This is a genomic window from Paucibacter sp. Y2R2-4, from assembly GCF_025717535.1.
Lineage (GTDB): Bacteria > Pseudomonadota > Gammaproteobacteria > Burkholderiales > Burkholderiaceae_C > Paucibacter_A.
Window position 1 is genome coordinate 1,333,545 of sequence record NZ_JAJIRO010000001.1, and the last position, 21,788, is coordinate 1,355,332.

The 21,788-nt window shown below is 56.5% G+C and carries 21 protein-coding genes; 5 read left to right on the forward strand and 16 right to left on the reverse strand.

The features are described 5' to 3' along the window. Positions 1–371 precede the first annotated feature (371 nt). From LNV06_RS05755 to LNV06_RS05815, 13 genes are all read right to left on the reverse strand, one after another. Complete coding sequence (locus LNV06_RS05755) at positions 372–1,388, reverse strand: acyltransferase family protein (RefSeq protein WP_263537252.1); 1,017 nt, start codon at positions 1,386–1,388, stop codon at positions 372–374. 46 nt (positions 1,389–1,434) lie between these two features. Beyond that, complete coding sequence (locus tag LNV06_RS05760) at positions 1,435–2,757, reverse strand: flippase (protein ID WP_263537253.1); 1,323 nt, start codon at positions 2,755–2,757, stop codon at positions 1,435–1,437. Beyond that, positions 2,754–3,803: a glycosyltransferase family 2 protein gene (locus LNV06_RS05765; protein WP_318013450.1), complete on the reverse strand. Its 1,050-nt coding sequence runs from the start codon at positions 3,801–3,803 to the stop codon at positions 2,754–2,756. Before LNV06_RS05765 ends, LNV06_RS05760 begins: the two co-directional genes overlap by 4 nt. Continuing rightward, on the reverse strand, positions 3,803–4,474 hold the full coding sequence (locus tag LNV06_RS05770; RefSeq protein WP_263537254.1) for a glycosyltransferase family 32 protein: 672 nt from the start codon (positions 4,472–4,474) through the stop codon (positions 3,803–3,805). Before LNV06_RS05770 ends, LNV06_RS05765 begins: the two co-directional genes overlap by 1 nt. Positions 4,475–4,484: 10 nt before the next feature. Beyond that, on the reverse strand, positions 4,485–6,032 hold the full coding sequence (locus tag LNV06_RS05775) for a hypothetical protein (protein WP_263537255.1): 1,548 nt from the start codon (positions 6,030–6,032) through the stop codon (positions 4,485–4,487). After that, positions 6,029–6,739, reverse strand: a complete 711-nt coding sequence (epsI, locus tag LNV06_RS05780; protein WP_263537256.1) for an exosortase-associated protein EpsI, B-type — start codon at positions 6,737–6,739, stop codon at positions 6,029–6,031. Before epsI ends, LNV06_RS05775 begins: the two co-directional genes overlap by 4 nt. Further along, entirely contained in the window at positions 6,736–7,617 is an 882-nt protein-coding gene (xrtB, locus tag LNV06_RS05785; RefSeq protein ID WP_263537257.1) for an exosortase B, read from the reverse strand. Before xrtB ends, epsI begins: the two co-directional genes overlap by 4 nt. A 10-nt stretch (positions 7,618–7,627) precedes the next feature. After that, positions 7,628–8,527 (reverse strand): polysaccharide biosynthesis tyrosine autokinase, encoded by a 900-nt coding sequence (locus LNV06_RS05790; protein ID WP_263537258.1) that lies wholly within the window; start codon positions 8,525–8,527, stop codon positions 7,628–7,630. A 3-nt stretch (positions 8,528–8,530) separates the two neighbouring features. Then, on the reverse strand, positions 8,531–9,961 hold the full coding sequence (gene epsF / locus LNV06_RS05795) for a chain length determinant protein EpsF (RefSeq protein WP_263537259.1): 1,431 nt from the start codon (positions 9,959–9,961) through the stop codon (positions 8,531–8,533). A gap of 18 nt (positions 9,962–9,979) precedes the next feature. Beyond that, on the reverse strand, positions 9,980–10,834 hold the full coding sequence (gene epsE, locus LNV06_RS05800; protein ID WP_263537260.1) for a polysaccharide export protein EpsE: 855 nt from the start codon (positions 10,832–10,834) through the stop codon (positions 9,980–9,982). 29 nt (positions 10,835–10,863) lie between these two features. Continuing rightward, positions 10,864–11,886, reverse strand: coding sequence for an EpsD family peptidyl-prolyl cis-trans isomerase (locus tag LNV06_RS05805; RefSeq protein WP_263537261.1), 1,023 nt, complete (start codon positions 11,884–11,886; stop codon positions 10,864–10,866). Positions 11,887–12,321: 435 nt separating this feature from the next. Next, the gene (gene ubiE, locus LNV06_RS05810) at positions 12,322–13,053 is read right to left on the reverse strand and encodes a bifunctional demethylmenaquinone methyltransferase/2-methoxy-6-polyprenyl-1,4-benzoquinol methylase UbiE (RefSeq protein ID WP_263537262.1); all 732 of its coding nucleotides are present in this window, start codon (positions 13,051–13,053) and stop codon (positions 12,322–12,324) included. Between the two features lie 51 nt (positions 13,054–13,104). After that, on the reverse strand, positions 13,105–13,521 hold the full coding sequence (locus LNV06_RS05815) for a gamma-butyrobetaine hydroxylase family protein (RefSeq protein WP_263537263.1): 417 nt from the start codon (positions 13,519–13,521) through the stop codon (positions 13,105–13,107). 212 nt (positions 13,522–13,733) lie between these two features. Here LNV06_RS05815 and LNV06_RS22550 point away from each other — a divergent pair, with 212 nt between their 5' ends. Together LNV06_RS22550 and LNV06_RS05830 are read left to right on the forward strand one after the other, a co-directional pair. Further along, positions 13,734–15,278 carry a methyl-accepting chemotaxis protein gene (locus tag LNV06_RS22550; protein ID WP_318013441.1) on the forward strand — a complete coding sequence of 515 codons (1,545 nt, stop codon included), beginning with the start codon at positions 13,734–13,736 and terminating at the stop codon, positions 15,276–15,278. 241 nt (positions 15,279–15,519) lie between these two features. Continuing rightward, positions 15,520–16,200, forward strand: a complete 681-nt coding sequence (locus LNV06_RS05830) for a PEP-CTERM sorting domain-containing protein (RefSeq protein ID WP_263537264.1) — start codon at positions 15,520–15,522, stop codon at positions 16,198–16,200. A gap of 83 nt (positions 16,201–16,283) precedes the next feature. Here LNV06_RS05830 and LNV06_RS05835 read toward each other — a convergent pair whose 3' ends face one another. Next, positions 16,284–16,424 carry a hypothetical protein gene (locus LNV06_RS05835; RefSeq protein WP_263537265.1) on the reverse strand — a complete coding sequence of 47 codons (141 nt, stop codon included), beginning with the start codon at positions 16,422–16,424 and terminating at the stop codon, positions 16,284–16,286. 102 nt (positions 16,425–16,526) lie between these two features. Further along, a complete protein-coding gene (locus LNV06_RS05840; protein WP_263537266.1) occupies positions 16,527–17,036 on the reverse strand; it encodes a DUF1993 domain-containing protein in 510 nt (169 codons plus the stop codon). A gap of 120 nt (positions 17,037–17,156) precedes the next feature. On the opposite strand from LNV06_RS05840, the gene ybiB reads away from it, so the two are divergent. Continuing rightward, the gene (ybiB, locus tag LNV06_RS05845) at positions 17,157–18,077 is read left to right on the forward strand and encodes a DNA-binding protein YbiB (RefSeq protein WP_263537267.1); all 921 of its coding nucleotides are present in this window, start codon (positions 17,157–17,159) and stop codon (positions 18,075–18,077) included. 23 nt (positions 18,078–18,100) lie between these two features. On the opposite strand, the gene LNV06_RS05850 is transcribed toward ybiB, so the two are convergent. Continuing rightward, positions 18,101–18,979, reverse strand: coding sequence for an NYN domain-containing protein (locus LNV06_RS05850; RefSeq protein ID WP_263537268.1), 879 nt, complete (start codon positions 18,977–18,979; stop codon positions 18,101–18,103). Between the two features lie 297 nt (positions 18,980–19,276). Here LNV06_RS05850 and LNV06_RS05855 point away from each other — a divergent pair, with 297 nt between their 5' ends. Both LNV06_RS05855 and LNV06_RS05860 read left to right on the forward strand, forming a co-directional pair. Further along, positions 19,277–20,044 (forward strand): sulfite exporter TauE/SafE family protein, encoded by a 768-nt coding sequence (locus tag LNV06_RS05855; RefSeq protein WP_263537269.1) that lies wholly within the window; start codon positions 19,277–19,279, stop codon positions 20,042–20,044. Between the two features lie 18 nt (positions 20,045–20,062). Continuing rightward, positions 20,063–21,772, forward strand: coding sequence for a nitrite/sulfite reductase (locus LNV06_RS05860; protein WP_263537270.1), 1,710 nt, complete (start codon positions 20,063–20,065; stop codon positions 21,770–21,772). Positions 21,773–21,788 lie beyond the last annotated feature (16 nt).

A 21,788-nucleotide genomic window follows, 5' to 3' on the forward strand; every position in this document is an offset into this window, starting at 1 on the left:
TTCCGAAGCCAAATGACGGCAGCGAGCAAGCTCGCCAAATTGGCTACCAGCTTCGTTGCCTATACCTACCGCCTATGGACCAATCCAAACCTCAAAAAATCTGACGTCGGACTAACGAAAAAACATCATTCGCAATTTTGGGGCATCACCAAATAGGCCATACATCAACAGCAAAAATTTTACTCACAGAGAAATTGAAGGAAATACCATCAACCAACGAAAGACCACCAGAGATCCACCTCAATATTCGGCCACCACGGAATCAGCGTCACTATATAAGCACCAATAATTAAAACAGAAATCATCAATAGAACAACTCACAACACCGACAGACTGACAACTTTCAAAACAATAACAAGGCCAAGCCATCACTAGATCTTGGCTCCAGAAAACCTAGCAAGAAAATACGATCGAGCAGGCAACTCGAACTTCGAAAAAAATAGGGCGGAGACACCGAACAAAACAACCAAATAGAGTAAAACAGCTGTCAACTGCCCAAAATCACCCAGTGCTATCAACCTCTTCAATATAGGCTGACTCCAAACCGACAAAGGGACATGCAATAGGTACACCGAAAATGAAATATCACCCAACCATTCAAAAAACCTACTTTGCAGCTCCATGCCTGCCATCAACCATAACAGTGTTGGGAATAGAAAAACAACAAAGAACACATCAATCAGAATGGCAGATTGAACTAAATTGCCCAGCCACGATAACCCCGCCAAAATCAACAAGGCCATAAAGCTAAAGTACCAAACTAAACGACGATCCCCGCGTGCAGAATAGAGCACCACCCCCGATGAAAAACCGGCCATAGCCCGTATAAAGCCCTCATAAATGGTTTCACTTTGAAAACCATAAAGGTATCTACCTATTGAACCCACAAATACCCACATCAAAACAATAAGGCAAAAATTCACAGCCAATTTATGCCGAAATCTAGTCAATCCAAATGAAACTACAAAAAACCAAACAATATTGACAAAAATTTCTGAAAATATAGACCAGCTCGGCGAATTGATGGGGAACGCCTCTTTCATAGCCCAACACGGAGCCAAAGCCATGTTTTGGAATACACATGTAAGTGCAGGCTGTTTTTCTCCCGCGGCTTGCTTAAGTAGCAATGCGAGGGCGCCAAGCAATAAAGCAATAAGGTAAAGTGGGTACAACCTTGCCAAGCGCACGACGATGAATTTTTTAAAACTAAGACCTCCGAGAATTTTTTGCTCGTATGCCAGCGCCAAAACCCATCCACTTAAAATGAAAAAGAAATCTACAGCAAGATACCCATGAGGCACACCTAGACCAAACAACCATGGCAGATGGAAAACCACTACAACTATGGCTGCTAAACCTCGACAACCATCGAGTGAGACAATTCGCATGAAATCAACTTAAAATTTCAAAACCATACCAAAAGTAGCGCGGTCTTCATTTGTATTTTCTGCCATCAAAAAACTTCAATAGCGCGTCCGGAACATTCATTAATGCGGTCAAGTAGATTCCATTCAAGTCCCGAACTGAAGAAAATACGACAGGCATTAGAATCAGTACCAGACCTTGAGCAACCAAAGTCGCATACGCTGCACCAACTGCGCCGAGACGCGGCACGAGAAATATAGCCAAACAAAAATTTATTCCCAGCATCAACACCGCTTTGACAATCAGCGCACGCTGCCTATCCGTGGCTAATAGGTATTGGCTTACAGGCGCATCAATGAAGACAAAGACGGCAGTCCAGATATGCACGACCAACACAGCACCTGCGCCCAAATATCGGTCTCCCAATACCTTTGCGATCAACTCTGGCCCAGCAAGGCCGAGCACAGCACAGGGTACAATTGCCAAAAGCGCCATGCCGGACACTATGCGTGCCATGTTAAGTTTTAATTGCGAGCCAAGTAGATCCTTGGGGTAGATGTACCTTGCAGCTAAGGTTTGCACAATCATTGGGGGAACCACCCACCAAATCTCTGAGAAACGCAAGGCTGCACTGTAAATTCCGACCTCAGACATGCCACTAATCGAGCCCAATACCAATTGGTCGACTCGCGCGTTCAGCGATATCACTAGCGCACTCAAAACAATTGGCAAACCGGTCTTCAACATCTGCCAGGCATGTTTAAAATTGAAACGCCAATTTGCAAACGTCTGCCCCTGAAATCGGTAGGCGGCAAATAAAAAGATGCACAGAAGCGTTGATTCTGCAGCAGTTGCAGCAGCGAGACTCAACAAGCCAGCCGATGCCAAGATAACCGCTACTTTCAACAAAGCACCAAGCAGCATTGCGAGGTTCTTGCCAAGTACTGCAGGTTTAATATTGGTATGCGAGGCGAACCACATCCAAACACCCGCCGGCAATTCGGAAAAGGGTACACCTATGCATAAAATGGCGAGCAATTGCAGTTGCTCGTGACTGAGTTTTCCGGCTACCACACCAACACCCAGCGCCAAGCCACATGCCAGTAGCGAGCCGCTCAGGCGAATCATGAAGGCACTTCCAAGAATATAGCCCTCGTCTGCGCGGTCGCGCACCATGTCTCGCATTATGGTTTCGCCTACGCCTAGCCAGGCAATCGCATTGAACAAGCCCAGCCACGCCATTACGAAATTAAAGCTGCCAAAGTCCTCAGGTCCTAAATAGCGCGCCATCCAAAGACCGACAAAAAATCCGGTGAATAGCCGCAGTATTTTTTCGCTGGAATGCCATGCGATATTCCTGAGTATCGCAAGTTTGCCAATATGCGAAGTCATATAGACGTAGAGCGTCTTGGTTTAAACAGTCTTACTGCCAACTTCAAATGTTCTTTAATGCCCATCGGGTGAAATTGACTCAAACTATCGCTATAGTATTTTTTCCAAGCCCATGTCGCTCCAGCCCTCAATGCATCTTCACAAAGCGAATGCCAGCGCTCACCCACAACAAGTCGTAGGGCGTTAGGATCGTAAATACCAAGCTTATCATTGGTAGCCAACACCAACTTGATCCAGTCCGATATTTCAGAAAAAAGCTGCGGCGTAGGGTCTGCATACAGCCGTTCAATATGGCGATGGATTAGAACCTGCTCGTCAGTGGGAATTATTCCAAGCCGCTCAATCTGTCGTCGATTTATTACCAACTGGGAGCGGATAAGTTGTTCTTTTTTTGTTCGCGTAATATTTGAAGTATGAACTCGACATTGCACCAATCTATCTGGAAGATTCAGCAAATTACATCGCTCACTCAAGCGAATATAAAGATCGTAGTCTTCAGCCAATAAAATCTCAGGGTCAAATTTGCAATGCTCGAGAATATGCCGCCTAACAAAAAAAGTCGATGTGTTGATATAGGCCTTGAACAACAAAGATGCCTTGCAATAGGCGGAGTCTCCTGGGCACACCCAATCAGCCCCACTTACCGTCCCGTCTGCATTGATCGGTTGCGCGCTGGCACCGATCCCCGAAATTGAAGGATTTGCTCGCAAGAATTCGACTTGGCGCTCCAATCTAGCCGGCAATGCAACGTCATCGCTGTCCAAAAATGCAACGAACTCACCACGGGCCAACTCGATACCGCGATTGCGTGTATATGGGAGGCCCTTGTTACCTTCATTCCGTACCAGCTTAAGACGGGGATCCAAATATGCTGCTGCGATGGCTGCCGATTTGTCGCTCGAGCCATCGTCAATGACCAAGAGCTCGAAATGCTCGAAAGTCTGGGCCAATATGCTGTCAATGGCCTGCGCCAAATAGGCTGCACCATTGAAGACGGGCATGACTACAGTGACTGTAGGCAGAGCCTCCATCGCGCGGCCATTCATCACTTGCCCGACAAAGTCCTGAGCTTGCGCTTGATGCGTAGCAACAAGCCTCGCTCGCCGTCCCCCCAAGAATGCGCCCAACGGTGAATGGCATAAGCCTCAGGGAACTCCTGCGCGCTCCTATGGGTTTCATTCCACCCATAAGGATAAAACCAAGCCGTCGGATACAAAGTAAAATCAGAAGCTATTCCCTGGCCAAGCAATACCTTCGTCAAAAAACCAGGCCCAGTTTCGATCGTGGGCGATGTCAAGCCTACTTGCTTTGGCATCGATTGAATGCACCTTTGCATATAAACAGACCCTGGGATCGCACCGATGATCGCATTTGTAACACTGCTACCATCTTCTGAACACGCGAAATTCTTCACGCCACTCATAATACCGTCTATATTCTTACGGCATTCAAAGTCGGTATCCAGATAAACACCGCCATGCCTGAAAAGTATCTCATATCGAAGAATATCCGCCATCTGGGCATAGCTCCCGGCCATTCGCAAAAGCTCCTGGCGCTGCGGCGTAAAGTCCAAATTATCTAGATTCCAAAGCTTGTACTCCCAACCTGGATGAAGCCTCAGCCATGAGTCTCGATAAGCGGCGTACTCAGAAGGCAGCTCTGGATTTTTGCTGTTTATCCAAATTTGATGGAAAACACGAGGAATCAATATAGCCATATATGAAATTTCATCTATGCCCGAAGGTACTCAAATTCGAAGCCTTCGAGACTGATTTCAAACATAGCAAGTAGTAGCCAAAAAAGAATGCCAACAGCGTTTGCGTTGACGCGCCATCAATGGCGTCACGGTTATAAAAAAGCAAAGGGATGCTCAACAGACATGTCACGCCCACAGCTTCCAGAGCCGCACGTTCAAAAGGCGCGAGCCACCTTGCCAAACGAAAAGCTCCAAGTCCTGTCGTCAGCAAGCTACAGCCAAACAACGCCAAGGTCACCAAGCCGCCATCCCACAACATTGTCGAAGCAGACGATGTCGTCAATGTGAACGGGTACTTTTTGGCTGCTACTCCTTGACCAAGCGTAGCACTGGCCCGACTGGCAGCCGCTCCATGGCCAATGTAGTACTGATGGTCGTCCGGGCGGTTATGGCGATTCCATAACCAAATTGCACTGGCTCGAGAAGTTTCCTTGGTGATTGGGTTAAAGAAATAAGGGTCTTTCTCTGCCCCAATAGAATATTCCAAGAGGCCTTTGGTCGTATTTACACCGCTAATTGTCTCAGAGTAGCCTTGCTGGTAAATCCAGACCAAAGCCGACAAAAGGCTAGCGAGCAAACTGGCCACGACCAAAGAAGCAAATGGTCGAGCAATCAATTCTCGTCGGAACAACAGAACCATACCCAAGGGTAATACAAGGAAAAATATTTTTACTTCTGCCAAAGCAATCGTGGCGAGTCCAGCGAGCCAAAGGACCGCTAAGTTGGAAAATTTCAATTGCTTAGCCCGATACATGGCAGCAGACAAGAGCAAAGCAAATGCAATAAATATCGCCATTGCGCCACTGGAACCACCGCGCAAGAAATTACCGCCAAATGTACCCACAACCGCATCCCAACTCGCGCCACTCTGCTTGGCGAAATAGAAATGCTGAACCAAAGCAAACGGCACTTGAATGACGACCAACCACAGCATGAAGCGCCACATCGAGCGCAAATCCTCGGGAGATTTGATGCACTGCCATACAAGCAAAGTTAAAAACCATGGAAATACATAGTTTTTGGCGGCCACTCCGGTCGAACTCAGCCCTGATTTATTCAGGTACGCTGAAGCAAAGAAAAACAATACAAAAAGCAGCAGCAAGACTGGCAAAGCGCTTTTCTGCCGGGAATTTGAAACTGCAGCCTTGCGACCAAATTGCTCCATCAAGTATTTGAGAGCGATCAGCAACAAGGCCAAGTAGGGCAACCAGGCAGCTTGCGATATACCTGCAAAAAACGTTAACTGCCCCACCACCAAGTACACCAGGATCATCATCATCCAAACGATGACCAGTGGCGACGCGGCCAAAACAACAAGACTCACCACTACTGCCGATACCAGCGCTGGAACTATCACACCGAATATCGGCACAGCCATACCGCAAACAACTGCGACAAACATTGCAGCCAGTAACCAAAAAAACTGCCCCCAGTTAAATTGGTAGTACTGAAACTTTATGCCAGACGCAAAACGGACCATCAGGTCCGCTGCTTTTGACCGAGCAGCGAGCACTGTCATGTCTTAGCCCTCTGGCCGACCCCAAACATAAGAGCTTCGATATCACTGCTCAAAGCTCCGTGCATAGCCTCTATAAAGTTAGCCTGCAGCGCATAGGCTCGAGAAGCATCGGTGTCAATTGACGAGATGCGAACAAGCATGCCGTCAGGTATGACACCTTTCAATGCATATCGCATCTGCATCAATTTACGTTCGCTGCCTCGAGTGCTGATTTGATCGCCAACAGTTACCCAATAAGTAATGGGTTCAATTCGTGCGCCCAATGTGGCAACCACACGATTCACCTCCATTGCAACTCCTGCTGCATGCAAGGGCGATATCGAAGCATCGCGCATCTTGAATCCTTGGGCCGGGTAGCAGACCTCAGGCAAATGCACACCCCACTCATCACTTTGCTGCTCGACATACGCAAGCGAGAGCATCACCCGCGCTCCGGCTGAGTTCAGGTAGGTGCGGGACAGCGTCTGAGCATAGATTGTGTTGACGAAGGCCAATTGATCAGGGCTGACTTGCAAAGGCATGGAGTAGGGATCGAGGCGCCAATCACTAAAAGCCTTTGGAATCAGAACTTCCAAGGATCCAAGCTTGCGATCTTTGGCAAGCAACCTGGTAGGTTTCAATGCAACGCCAAGCGCGGCACTCGCTGCCATGGCGGCCAATGCAAAAAGAGCGATTCTTCTGTTGGCGTTATTTGGCGCTTCGCTCATTTGGCGGCCTTCTTCTTAAACAGAGTGCGTCCCAAGATGCCGTCGACTGAGACTGTCAACAACAGGGCAACCATGAAAAGCACCATCCCCGCGAAGCCATGCACAAAACCTTGCCCCGCCTCATCACCAAAATAGTAGGTCACCAAGACCAGCACGATGACTCGTACTGCATTGGCAAAGAAGCTGATCGGCACTATCAACACCGCCATCAAGAAATTGCGACCACGGTCCGTGTAACCCATGAGGTTGAGGTAAAGCAAACCCAAAGCCTCAACGGTGAATAGGGTGTGCAAGCCAGCGCACGCGTCGGCAACCAAGAGTTGGTACTGCCCGATGTGCAGCATGACGCCGATTCGAGCAATGGGGTAACCCAATTGGTACAAAAGTCCCTCAACAGCCCATGACACGCCCATCTTCATGGGTTGGGTTAAGGCATCTACGACTGCCCCGGGCAGCGGCACCAGGAAGAACAGGAACAAGATAGGGAACCAAGACAGCTTGAGGCCGTCGCGCCCGAAGGCAAGCCAGATCAGCCCAGCCAACAGAGGCATGGCCGAGCCCACGGCGAAGATCGTCACATGCTGTGAACGACCGACGACGTAGATCAAGCAAGCGAAGCCAATCAAGCACCAAGCCTGCCAGCTTCCCCCTCTCGGGGAGAAACAAGCTGCAAGCTGCTCTTTGCGGCGATAGAAACTCCACGCCGTCAGAGCAAGGATGATGGGGCCATGGCCCTGGTCATCTGACTTCCAAAGCCCCTGAGCCAGCCCCAAGATGACTGGCACGTACATCAGAGCCAAGCCCAAACCGACCAGCGCCAGGAACTCCAGATATGCGCGCCTAGCCGTGGGCACTACTTCACCCGCTGTGGAGGCCACCGTTCGCCCCTCAGTGCTCGTTCATCACAACACCGACCAGGCTTCCGGGTGTGTTGTTCAAAACTGCTGACATGTCCTTCAAGGCATCAACGCTGGTCTTGTCCTTGCGTGCCAAGGCCAAAGCCGCACCGCAGCGCGCAGCAATGACGGCGAAGTCTGCGCCAAAGCTCGCAGCCGGCGTGTCAACGATCACATAGTCGAACTTGTTGACCAGCTCCTGCATCAGAAGTCCGAAGGCTGGGCGTTCGAGCAATTCCGTCGGATTCGGCGGTTGCGTACCGACTGGCATAACAAACAGGCTCGGCAGATCAGCTAGCGGATGAATCACATTGGACTCAGGCCGTCCTGCCAAGATTCCAGACAGACCGCTGCTGTTGTTGATACCGAAGATCTCATGCAAGCGCGGACTGCGCATGTCGGCATCAACGAGCAGCGTACGACCACCTAACTGACTGAAGGCGATGGCCAAATTGGCAGCGAAGAATGTCTTGCCATCGCCGCTGTCAGGGCTCACCACGGCGACCGCTCGCTTAGGTGCTTCGCCACTGAACATGCGCATGATGATCTGACGACGCAGAACCCGGAATCGCTCAGCCTGTTCACCGAATGGCTGGTTAGCCATAACCAACTCAGCGTTGGACTGCTTGCTGCCCGAGGCCGAATAGGGGTAGTGGAATTGTTGGCTCAGCGCCCACACCACGTCCTCACCTTTGACCAATCCCAAAGCTATGGCGGCTTCACCGAACTTGAGGCCGCTGGTTCGCTGATGAGCCAGCACACGCTCCACTTGTTCAGCGCTCAGATTATTGGCCTCGGCGATGATCAGGCCAATGGAACGCTCTTGTGGTGCAGTTCCACTCTCTTTGGAAACGTCGTCCGCGTCTTGCATTGTGTTTTCGAAGCTGGCCATGATTTAGGAGGCTTTAGAAGTCGCGGGGGCATGCCCAAGCAGGCGCGATTGAATATCAGTTGCAGGCTTTTTGCCAAAGCCTCGCCGCGCACTTGGGTCCGGCAAAGTTCCAATCACGGGCAAGCCCAACAATTCTTCAATGTCGTGCACGCCACGCACACGGCGATTGCGCAACTCGATTCCCAGCACAGTACCCGTCGCGAGCAGCAGACCAACAAACACACCCAACGCGGTATTGAGAAGCATCTTCGGCGACGAATGTTCAAGCGGCGGAACGGCAGCATTCAGGATGCTGACATTGCTAGAGGTGGCTTGGCTTTCCAGGCTGGTCTGATTCAAGCGTTGCATGATGCCGTCATACACACGTTGTGCGTTCTCGACGTCTCGCAAAATCATGACCCCTTCATCACGCACTTCCTTCATGCGCAGAACCTTGGCACGCTGAGCCTCAAGCTCGGTACGAGCCTGAGCTTCACGCTGACGCGTGATGTTGCCGCTGATACCCACGCCCGCCGACAAGCGCTTGATTTCAGCATCCAGATTGATACGCAGTTCCTTGATGTTGGCCTTCGCTTCGATCACTTGAGGGTGGCTGTCTCCTAACTTGGAACTCATTTCCTGCAGTCGGGCTTCGAGACGAGAAAGATCCGAGCGCAGGCCCGCCACCACTGGGTGGTTGGAAATTTCCTGCAATTTGTCTGCAGAACCCGCGTTAGTCTGAGCGATGCGGCTGTTGGCATCCGAACTCATAGCCTGGATGGCCACCAGCTGAGAGCTCAGCTCATTCAAGCGTTGGGTCTCGATGTCCATACGTTCATCGGTCATCACCACATCTTTCTCACGCTGGAAGGCGCTCAAGCGGCCCTGTGCGCGCTCGAGTGTCTCGCGCGCTTCTTTAGCACGGGTGTCAAAAAAAGCGCTGTACTGCTTAGCAGGGTCGACCCGCAACTCCAGCACCGTGTCGATGTAAGCCTGCGCAAATGCATTCGCCAAGCCGGCAGAGAAACGAGGATCAACCGCGGAATAGGCAATTTCGATCACGCTAGATTCGCGCGAAGGCACAACGCTGAGTTCCTTCTGAAATCTCTTGATCAGCCAAGTTTCAATATCAGCCAAGCCTTGTGTTTCAGCTTGCCACTGCGCACGAATCTGCGGGTTGTCTGACAACTTCAGCGTACGGACGACGCGACGCGCCACACGGTCGCTCTGAATGATGTCAATTTGTGTCGCCATCAGGGACGGCGTCATCATGGACTGGAAGGCCATGGGGGACAAAGGATCGGCCTTGACATCAATCACAACGCTTGCCGATGAGGAGTACTTCTTTGGCAACAACATGCTGACCACGATGGTCGGAATCAACACTCCAAGGAGTACAGCGAGAAAGATCCAACGTCGGGCGAGCAGGATCGAAAGGAACTGGCTTAGGGTCATGTTTTTCTCGATCTCAAATCAGAACAAGCTCTCTTTGACATACACAACATCGCCGTCTTTCAAGCTCTCGTCCATCGGGAGTTGAATGACCTCGACCTTGCCCTCGGCGTTCTTGCGATGCACGCGGATGCCTTTCTCGGTACCTCGCTGGGTGATGCCGCCGCCGGTAGCCAAGCTTTGCATCAGGGTCATGCCGCGCTCCAGGCGCATCGGGCCCGGGCGCTGCACTTCGCCGTAGATGTAGACCATGGGGCCACGGTCGACCCAGACGACATCGCCGTTCTGGATGAAGACATCGTTGTCGCTGCCACCGGGGGCAAAGATGGCGGGCAGGTCAATTTCAACGCGGTAAGGCTTACCTTCACGTTTGCCAGTCAGGACCAGAATCTCGGCACCACCAGGAGCAACACCCCCTGCGTTGGAGATCAGGTCGGTCAGACGCATGTCTGCGGTTTCGATCGGATAGCGGCCAGGACGATTGACCTGGCCCAGGACATTGGCTTGGTTGCCTTTGACCTGCAAGACGACGATGGTGACTTGCGGGTTCTTGACGAAGTTGCCGGTCTTCAGGCCGTCAGCAATGAACTGCTCGGCCTGCGTGACGCTCAATCCGCCGATGCGGATATTGCCCAGCAGCGGGTATGACACCACGCCCACTTCAGAAACGCGGGTTTCCAGCGTCAAGTCCTGATTTTGATAAACGGTGATGCGAACCACGTCGCCGGAACCAAGGCGGTATTCCGCCGTTGGTGCCGATGCGGCTGCAGCGGCCGGTGCCACAGGGCTGGCGGCAACTGCCGCTTGGCCGACCGTTGCACAGGCCAAGGCCAAAGAAGCCAGGCTCAGCCAAGATGGGCTTCGAGTCGTCATCATCGTCATCTTCAATCCGATCAATTTGCTCATTACTTCAGGCCCATGCCCTTGGAGATGGCGCTGGCATCCAGACCGCTGGCAGCAGGTGCGACGGCGGCCGGCGCTTCAGGCGCAGTGACAGCTGGCACTGCCGGAGCAGTGGTCGTGGCTGCAGCAGCCGGAGCGGAGGCAGCCGCGCCCGGTGCGCCTTCGGCGAACTTGCCAACGTATTCAATCTTGGCGGCAGCACGCAAAGCCTTGATGTCTTTTTGCACTTGCTCAGCCTTGCGCTGATTGCCCAAGAAGGCTTCGATGGCCGGACGAGCACGCGCCTCGTCCACCGGCTGGCTGCGCGAGCCGACCAGGAACAGCACAGTCAGGCCGTTAGGCGTTTGAGTCACGGCGGAGTCGCCGTCCTTCATGCGAGCAATGGCGTCCAGGCCAGCCAGCGGCAGTTGCTCGGCGGCACGCACGGCTTGATTGCCTTGGAAGCGGATTTCATTGGCCTTCAGGAACTCGGCAAATTCGGCCATGTTCTTGGAGGATTGCAGCTTGTCTCGGATGGCCGCGAACTGCTCGGGCTTGGCTTCAATGGCCAGCTCTTGCAGGCTGAAGATGCGGCGGTCCTTGAACAGGGCCGGCTTCTCGTTGTAATACTTACTGACTTCTTCGGCGGTGGGCTTGGCCACCGACTCACCAATGCGCTCCACATAGGCGCGGGCGATAATTTCACGCTTGGCGGCTTCGATCTGTTGGACCACCTTGGGGTCGCGGTCGATCTTCAGCTCTTGGCCTTTTTGCACGGCCAATTCTTGCTCGATCAAACGCTCCAGCACTTGCTTGCTGGCGGCTTCGGCTTGCTCGGGCTTGAGGCCCTGCTGACGCTGCAGCACGAAGTTGATCTGGTGAACGGTGATCTCTTCCTTGTTGACCTTGGCCGCAGTTTGGGAGGCCTTTTCGCTCTTGGAGCCCCCTCCGCAACCGGCCAACAACACCGTCACGGCGGCGGCAGCGATGGCCGCAACGCGCAAGCTGGTGGACAGGAATTCTTGCTGATTCTTCACAACATTCATGGCGTGTCTTTCCTTCTTCTTCGAGAGTCACCAACCTTGGCGGCTCAGATCAATTGCTGCGATGCAGCAGGCATCCTCACCCTTTCAGGACGAGCGAGTGTAACTTTGGAAAATGACAATTCTCCCCTTCAAAACCGCCCTCGCCGGCACTGTGTGACTACGGTTTACCCGCGGTTTCTGTGCCTCTTTTGAACACATGTCACCCCGGCTAGGGAATGCCCTTGGAGCCGCTGCTTCTTCTAGCGCTTGGCAGGGCTGAACCCGCCTGCGCGCGAAGCAGTTGAAGGTGACTGATCCCCCTCAAATTTCAACCCATTCTGGACGAAAGCCCGGCAAGGGCCGGGCTTTGTGACAGTGCTTCCCCCGTGAATCAGGGGGAGATCAAACACCGAGTGTGCGACTAGCAGTCATGCGCCCTGGTGGACGAATGACGCCTCAGCACTTGATCCCGGCATGCAAGGCCACGACCCCGCCGCTGAGGTTGTGGACGTCGACGTGGCCAAAGCCTGCCGTCTTCATCATCGCCTTCAATTCCTGCTGCCCTGGGTGCATGCGGATCGATTCGGCAAGATAACGGTAACTTTCCGCGTCACCGGCAATCATTTGCCCGAGCTTGGGCAAGACCTTGAAGGAGTACCAGTCGTAGGGCTTTTGCAGCGGCGCCGCCACTTTGGAGAACTCCAGCACCAGCAATCGGCCGCCCGGCTTGAGCACCCGGCACATTTCGGCCAGGGCTTGGTCTTTGTGGGTCATATTGCGCAGACCAAAGGCCACGCTGACCAGATCGAAACTGCCTGCCTTGTAGGGCAGCTTTTCCGCGTCGCACAGATTGGTGGGCAGGATCAGGCCCTCATCCAGCAGGCGGTTGCGTCCCTGGCGCAGCATGGCTTCGTTGATGTCGGTATGCACCACCATGCCGCTGTCGCCCACCTTCTTGGCGAAAGCACGCGAGAGGTCACCGGTGCCGCCCGCGATGTCCAACACCCGATCACCAGCCTTGAGGTTGGCCACTGCCACGGTGTAGGCCTTCCAAGCGCGGTGCATACCCATGGACATCAGGTCATTCATGATGTCGTACTTGGAGGCGACCGAGTCGAACACGCCGCGCACGCGGCTGGCTTTCTCGCGCTCGTCCACCGTTTGATAGCCGAAATGGGTGCTGCTCATGGTCGTCTCACAAATCTGGTTTGGGCTTGCGCCCGGATCAATCTTGAATGCTCAGTGGCTAGAACAAGCGCCGCCGCTGCTCTTGCCGGGCATGGGGTCGTCGCGGCCGACACCGGCCGCTGCCAGGCGAGCTTCATAGTCACGCCACAGCTGCGCCTCATTGGCGCCCAACTCGTAGAGATAGGCCCAGTCAAACAGACCGCTGTCGTGGCCGTCAGAAAACACCGGTCGCACGGCGTAGTGGCCGACAGGCTCCAACCCGGTCATCAGCACCTCGCGCTTACCGGTCTGCAGAACTTCTTGCCCGGGGCCGTGCCCCTTGACCTCGGCCGAAGGGCTGTAGATGCGCATCAATTCAAAAGGGATGCGAAAACGTGCGCCATCCGAGAACGCCACTTCCAGCACGCGTGACTGTTGGTGCACCGTGATTTCGGTGGGACTGGAGGTCGCTGCGGAGAGTCCGGCCATGAGGAAGCAATAAAACCTGGTGGGGCGCAATGCGCTGGGCCGTCAGTGTAGCTGTCTGCCTCAGCGGCAGTGCCAAGCCCCTACCCGCCCCTGACTCCGACTAGCCAGGGATTCACCCGGCTTATCCACCCAGCGTAAAACCGAGGGTCGCCTAGCATGCCTGTTTTCTAGACAAGTTGCCGCGCCCGACGCGGTCCGGGGAGACGCAAAGCATGATTGCTGCAATTCAAAACTGGCGCCTGCGTGCACGCGTCTTGGCGGGCTTTGCCCTGGTAATGAGCTTGATGTTGGTGGCCTCGCTGGTGGGCGTGATGCGAGTTCAGCAACTCAATGCCCGCATCGAACACCTGGTTTCGGCCGATATGCAGGCCCTGGACTTGGCGCGTGCCTGGTCGGGCTTGACCGAAGCGAATATCCAACGCCGCATCGTGACTATGGTGGTCGATGACGCCGACTTCGTGAAGGCCTTCACCCGCAAATCCAAAGAGACATCGGCGCGGGTGGACAAGGTGCAAGAAGAAATCGACAAGCTCAGCAAAACGCCTGAGACCGACCGACTGAGCGACCAAATCGGCAGCACCCGCAAGCAGTACCAAACCCTGCGCGACGAGTTGGGCAAGCTCAAGAAAGACGGCCAAGACATTAAGCCCCGCGTGGTGGCGGAGCTGATTCCGGCGATGGAGACCTATCTGGACGCCATCAACGCCTATGCCGAACACAGCCGCGAGCGCCTGCAAGTGGCGCGCGTGGAAGCCAGTGAACAAGCCATTTTTGCCCGCAACCTTGTCTTGGTCTTGTCCTCCCTCGCCACAGCGCTGGGGATACTGATCGCTTTCGCCATCACCCGCTCCGTAACCGGGCCGGTCGAACAAGCCCAAGAGCTCTCACACAGCATTGCCGACAGCGACCTGACCTTGCGTGTGCACAGTCAAGGCAGTGACGAGCTGGCCGAGCTGACCCAATCGCTGCAGCGCATGCAGCAGCAACTGGCCGGCACCATCACCGGAGTTCGCAGCGCGGCCGAGCAGGTTCGCATCGCCTCGACTGAGATTGCCTCCGGCAATATGGACCTGTCCAACCGCACCGAGCAGGCCGCCAGCAGCCTGGAAGAAACCGGTGCCGCCATGCAGCAACTCGGGGAAGGCGTGCGCAGCAATGCCGAGGCCGCCCGCCAAGCCGACAGCATGGCGCAAACCGCCGCCGAGGTGGCCGACCGCGGCGGCGCCATGGTCAGTCGCGTGGTCGAGACCATGAATGAGATTCAGCAGTCGTCCAACAAGATCTCCGACATCATCGGCGTGATTGACGGCATTGCCTTCCAAACCAATATCTTGGCGCTGAACGCCGCAGTGGAAGCGGCGCGTGCCGGTGAACAAGGGCGCGGCTTTGCGGTGGTGGCCAGTGAGGTGCGCTCCCTGGCCCAACGCAGCGCACAGGCAGCGCGTGAGATCAAAACGCTGATTTCAGCCTCGGTCGAGCGGGTGGAAGTTGGCGTGCGCCTGGTGCAAGACACCGGCGGCACCATTGGCGAGGTGGTGCAGAGCGTGCAACGCGTGACGCGCATCGTGGCGGAGATTTCCACCTCGACCTCGGCGCAAGCCTTGACCCTGGGCGAGATCAGCCAAGCCGTCAACCAACTCGACAAAATGACGCAGCAAAACGCCTCACTGGTGGAAGAGTCCGCCGCAGCGGCCGAAAGCCTGCGCGATCAAGCCACGCAATTGGTGGACTCGGTGTCAGCCTTCAAGCTGCCCTGAGTAGAGGCGCTGAGCCGCAAACCTGCCATCGGCAGGCAGCTTTTGCAGCGCTGGGGCAACACCTGACCCCATGCAAAACCGTTCGCGCTGATTCTTTAGCGCCATGTCTGTGAATAGCTTCACGCCAGCCCTCTTGCGCCCTGTGCATGGGGGGAGGCGTGCCCTGGGTTTGACCCCTACAGTCCAAATCCTCAGCAACAGCTAACACAGGGACGGAGCCCAAAGCTCCTGAAAAACAGACATGAAGACCAGCCATTTCTCACTGATCGCCGCCGCCGTTTTCAGCCTGGCAGGTGCCGCCCAAGCAGCCAACACCATCTCGATTCGCCAAAACGGCTTTGTCGGCAGCAGCGTGAACGTGGACATCGAGCAGCGCGGCATCAATGACAACACCTCCGCCGGTCTGCTGAACTTCGACATCAAGAATGGCGCCAGCTTCGGCGCCTACTGCGTCGAGCTGGGCCAGTTCACTTCCACCAACTACACCACCTACACGGTGGGCAGCTTCTCGGGCACCCAAGCCAGCAATCTGCAACACCTGTTCTCGGCGAACTACGCCAGCGTGGACACCAACACCGAACGCGCCGCCTTCCAGCTGGCCGTGTGGGAGCTGACGCATGAGAAGCTGAGCGGCCCGGCCAGCGTGACCGAACTCAACGGCGACGCCCAGTACTTCAACCTCAACAACAGCACCACGAACTACACCACCCTGAAGGACTTGGCCAATAGCTATTTGACTGCTGGCGCCGCTTACCAGGGCAGCAGCCTCTACCAAATTGAGAAGCTCAGCAACGACTACCAGCAAGACCTGTTGCGCTTCAATGCGGTGACGGCCGTCCCCGAGCCAAGCAGCTACGCTCTGCTGCTGGCCGGCCTGGGTGCCATCGGCTTCATGAACAAGCGTCGCGCACGCTCGGCCTGATTCAGCGAAGAACGTCACACCAAGAAAAACGGGCCCGAGGGGCCCGTTTTTTTATTCATTGCGCCTAGCGCTGCTGAAGCCGATTACTTGGCCTTCTTGCTGCGGTCAGGCACCACGGTCACCCGCGTCGGCATCACCGGCTCACCGGACATGGGCTTCGGAGGCGAGCTGTCCTTCTTGGGCTTCTTGGCTTCCTTATTGCTTTTCTGCTGTCCTTTGGCCATGAGCTTCTCCTGTTCTGCGTGCTGGGTCAGCACCTGTTGTTGAAATATGAAATTATTTGCCTGCGCAAGTTTGACATGAACCGCGCCTGCTGACGGCAGGGATCAATACACGCCCATATAGTCCTTCTTGCCCAGTTCCACCCCGTTGTGCCGCAAGATGGCATAGCTGGTGGTCACATGGAAGAAGAACTGCGGCAGGCCGTAGTGCAGCAAATAGTCTTGGCCGCTGAAGCGGCGCTCTTTGGGGGTGCCGGGGCGGGTGACGATGTCGCGCGTGGCGGCGCTCTCAAATTGGCCGGCGTCCAGGCCTTCAATAAAGCTCAGCGTTTTCTGGATGCGGGCATGCAGGTCAGCAAAGCTCTGCTCGGTGTCTTCCGCGCTGGGCACTTCCACACCGGCCAGGCGGGCGCAAACGCCCTTGGCAAAGTCACAAGCCACTTGCACCTGCTTGGTCAGTGCAAACATATCGGGGAACAAGCGCGCTTGCAGCAGGGCCGCGGCCTCGATATTGCGGGCACTGGCATGCGCTTCCGCCTTGGCCAGCACGTCGGACAAGCCTCCCAACATTTGCTTGAACACCGGCACCGAGGCTTGATACATGACTTGGCTCATGATTGATTTCCCAAAGTTCTAAGAGGCCGCCATTCTGGCAGGCTGACATGACTTTTGCCGAAGTCCGGCTTTGCCTAGGCAAAGAACTCAGGAAGGCAACGCCCCCCTAAACTGCGGCCCATGCAATTTGCCCCCTTGATCAAAGAAGTCGGCCGCGGCACCAAAGGCGCGCGCGATATGGATGCGGCCACGGCCGAGGCTTTGTTCGGAGCCATCTTGGACGGTCAAGTGCCCGATATGGAGTTGGGCGCCCTGTTGCTATCGCTGCGGATCAAGGGCGAAAGCGCGGCCGAGTTGGCGGGCTTTGAGCGCGCCATGCAGGCCCGAACTGCACGAATTGATGTGCCCGCCGGCCCACGCTGCGTGCTGCTGCCCAGCTTCAACGGCGCCCGCAAACAAGCCAATTTGATGCCGCTGGTGGCGCTGCTGCTGGCGCGCGAAGGCATTCCTGTCTTGATCCACGGCCGGCATGACTTCGACAGCCGCGAAAGCCCGTTTGAGCTGCTGGCAGCCTTGGGCCTGCCACTGGCCGACTCGGTGCAAGAGGCCTCGGCGCAGCTGGCCTCAAGTCGCCTGGCCTGCTTGCCACTGGCCCGCTTGAACCCGGGCTTAGACGCTTTGATGGCCTTGCGCCCACGGCTTGGGGTGCGCAACAGCGGGCACAGCGTCGCCAAATTGCTGGACGCCGCACCGGGCCGCTCGGTGCGCGTGGTGGCCGTCACGCATCCGGAGTACCTGATCAGCATGGGCGAGGCCCTGCAGCGATCCACCGCTCCTGAAGGCCGCGCGCTGCTGATGAAGGCCAGCGAAGGCGAGGCCTATGCCCATCTGCGACGCAAACCGCAGCTTTACGGCTTTATCAACGGTGAGCGGCATGAACTGCATGCCGCCGACAGCGAAGATCTGGACTGGCCGCTGTCCGAGGCCTGCGAGGCGGGCGCCAACGCGGCTTTGATTCAGGCCATGTTGGCGGGTGAAAGCGATATTCCGCCGCGCATTCAGGAACAAGTGAGCGTACTGGCCCAACTGGCCCGCGACTGAACAGAGGCCAGCCTCGCCCAGGGTTACTCAGACTCAGGCGCGTCGGTCTCAGAGTTGGACTGCCCAACAGGCTGGCCGGCAAAAGCCACATGGCCGCCACTGATGGCATCCACCTCGACCACCAACTCTGGAAAGCGGTGCAAGAACTCCGAGAAGTTGGTGCAGCCCAGGGCCTGCTCGTCGAATGAAGGCAGCAAGCGCTTGATGAAAACCTTCAAGGCGCTGCGCGACACATAGTTCTCGCCATTGCGGTCCACCAACTGCTTGAGTGCTCGCTGCAGCGCTTGACGGGCTTCGTCCAGCGAGGGCGAACCCACCGCTTCGGCGTCCTCGACCACCGGCGCCAACTCGGCCGGTGCTGCCTCCAGTGGCAGGCCGAGCAGGTTTTGATAGAACTTGAACTCGTTACAACTGGCGGTCCAGAAACGATTGCTATAGCCCGCCACGCCCACACCGGCGATGAAACGGCCCGCTTGCTTGACCTTTTGCGCCAGGCTGATGAAGTCGCTGTCGCTGGAGATCACCACCACATGGGTCAGGTGCGGGTGGTTGTGCACATCGCTCAAGGCATCCAGTGCCATGCGGATGTCGGCGCTGTTCTTCATGTTGGAGCCGCGCGGGAACATCTGGATCAAGTCCACCCCCGCCTCATTCAAGGCATGGCGGTAGTTGGCAAAAAACTGCCAGTTGCCATAGGCGCGGTTGATGATGATGTCGCCCAGAGAGGCGGCGTACTCCAGGATGGGTTTGAGGTCGACAAAGACCGGCTGCAGCTTCAGCCGGTTGTCGCGGTAGGCGCCGTCGCCATGGGCCACATTGGCCAGCACGGCATGCAGATTCTCGAAATCCCAGTAAATCGCTACTTTGGTGGCTTCGGCGCGGAAAGAGGTGAACTGGGGCATGGGAGTCGGGGAGATAAGAACAAAAGCCTGAAATAGGCGGCAGTAAAAGCGCGAGCCAAGCCCACGGCGCTTAGCAACACAGCAGGTGCGACGCATTCCTAGGCCCTGGACACCTGGCGCGCGCTGCTGCCGCGACGTCCTGAGCTTACCGCGTCCTTGCCCCTCGCCCGACTCAGGCGAATTTCATATATGCAATTTCACATATGTAATTTACAAATCTATGTTTTGCATATCTATGGAGGCCCACTAAAGTCCGGCCCCTAGGGTAGTCATGGTGGCTGCTCCCTGAGGAGTTCCATGGACTGGATCGCGGTGGCAAGTGGCTTGGGTGTCGGCATCATTGTCGGCATCACGGGCGTGGGCGGCGGCTCGCTGATGACGCCCTTGCTCCTGTCGGTGTTCAAGCTGAGCCCCGCCGTCGCCATTGGCACCGACCTCTGGTTTGCCGCGCTGACCAAGGTTTCGGGCTCCGTTGCCCATGCACGCCATGGCCATGTGAAATGGGGCCTGACCGGGCTCTTGCTCTTGGGAAGCATTCCGGCCTCGATTGGCACCGTGGCGCTGATGCATGCCACTGACATCACCAAGGGCTGGGCCAGCACCCTGACCTTCTCGCTGGGCATCGCCCTCTTCCTGACTGCCCTGGTGGTCGCCTTCAAGAAGTCTTGGCAGGTGGTGGGGCTGCGTCTGGAGCGCTTCATCCCGGAATCACGCAAGCCGGCGCTGACGGTGGCTTGTGGCGTCTTGCTGGGCGTCTTGGTGTCTTTGTCTTCGATTGGCGCGGGCGCCATCGGCGCAACGCTGATCCTGCTGCTCTACCCCCGCCTGGAAGCCCGCTACATCGTCGGCAGTGACATCGCCCATGCCGTTCCCCTGACGCTCGTCGCGGGTATTGGTCACGCCACCCTGGGCAATGTAAATTGGTCCCTGCTGGTTCCGCTGCTGCTCGGATCCATGCCCGGCATCTGGCTGGGCGCTCAACTGACCCGTCGCCTCCCTGATGGCGTGGTACGCGGCCTGCTCTGTGGCTCGCTGCTGCTCGCTGGCTGGAAAGTCATTCACTGAATTCCCTCTCGTAGAACTATGTACGCCTACACCGACTTCGACCGCCAATTCGTCCATGCGCGTGCCGCGCAGTACCGTGATCAGCTGGAGCGCAACCTGGCCGGCGAGCTCAGCGACGATCACTTCCGTCCGCTGCGCTTGCAAAACGGCTGGTATGTGCAACGCCATGCGCCCATGCTGCGCGTGGCCGTGCCCTACGGCGCCTTGAGCGCCCGCCAGCTGCGCGCCTTGGCCGGCATCGCCCGTGACTTCGACCGCGGTTATGGCCACTTCACCACCCGCCAAAATCTGCAATACAACTGGATTCCGCTGACCGCCTCGGCCGATGTGATGGACCGCCTGGCCGCTGTGGACATGCACGGCATCCAGACCAGCGGCAACTGCATCCGCAACATCACCAGCGACTGCTTCGCCGGCGTGGCGCATGACGAGATCGTCGACCCCCGCCCCTATGCCGAAGTGCTGCGCCAGTGGAGCACGCTGCACCCGGAGTTCGCCTTCTTGCCACGCAAGTTCAAGATCGCCATTTCGGGCACGGTGGAGGACCGCGCCGCCATCGCCTGGCACGACATCGGCCTGCAGTTGCTGAAGAACGAGGCCGGCGAGGTCGGTTTCAAGGTGCTGGTCGGTGGCGGCATGGGCCGCACGCCCATCATCGGCCAGGTGATCAATGAGTTCCTGCCCTGGCAGCAAATCCTGGTCTTCATCGAAGCCATCGTGCGCGTCTACAACCGCTACGGCCGCCGCGACAATCTGTACAAAGCCCGCATCAAGATCTTGGTCAAGGCCGAAGGCCAGCAGTTCTTTGACGATGTGAACGCCGAGTTCAAACAGATCTTGGAACTTGACGAGGGTGGCCGCGAGCACCTGATTCCGCAAGCCGAGTTGGACCGCGTGGCCGCTTGCTTTGTGCGCCCGAATGGCGTGCAGGCCGGCGTGAGCAGCGACATCCTGGCCGGCGTGGCCGACGGCGCCTACAAGCGCTGGTTGGAGCGCAATGTGCATCGCCACAATGTGCCGGGCTATCGCGCGGTGACCCTGTCGCTGAAGCGCGCCGGCATTGCACCCGGTGACGCCACCGACGGACAGATGGACGCCGCGGCTGACCTGGCCGACCGCTACAGCGCGTCGGAGTTGCGCGTCAGCCATGACCAGAATTTGGTCTTGCCCTGGGTGCGTGAAGCCGATCTGCCGGCGGTGTTTGAAGCCGCTCGCGGCCTCGGCCTGGCCACGCCGAACATCGGCCTCTTGACCGACATGATCGCCTGCCCCGGTGGCGACTTCTGCGCCCTGGCCAATGCGCGCTCGATCCCGGTGGCGGCGGCCATCACCGAGCGTTTTGAAGACCTGGACGAGCTCTACGACATCGGCGATATCGACCTGCACATCAGCGGCTGCATCAACTCTTGCGGCCACCACCACAGCGGCCATATCGGCATCCTCGGCGTCGACAAAGACGGCAAGGAGTGGTACCAGGTCTCGCTGGGCGGCTCGGACGGCTCGACACTGTCGGGCAACTCGGTGGCCGGCCGCGTGATCGGCCCCTCGTTTGCCGCCGACGAAGTGGCGGACGTGATCGAGTCGGTCATCGACACCTACCGCAGCCAGCGCAGCAGCAGCGCCGAGCGCTTCATCGAAACCGTGCGCCGCATTGGCCTGGAGCCCTTCAAGGCGCCGGCTAACGCCGTCCGCACGCTGACCGGCACGCCCGCTGCCAACGCCAACTGAATCAGGTCCCCCTCAT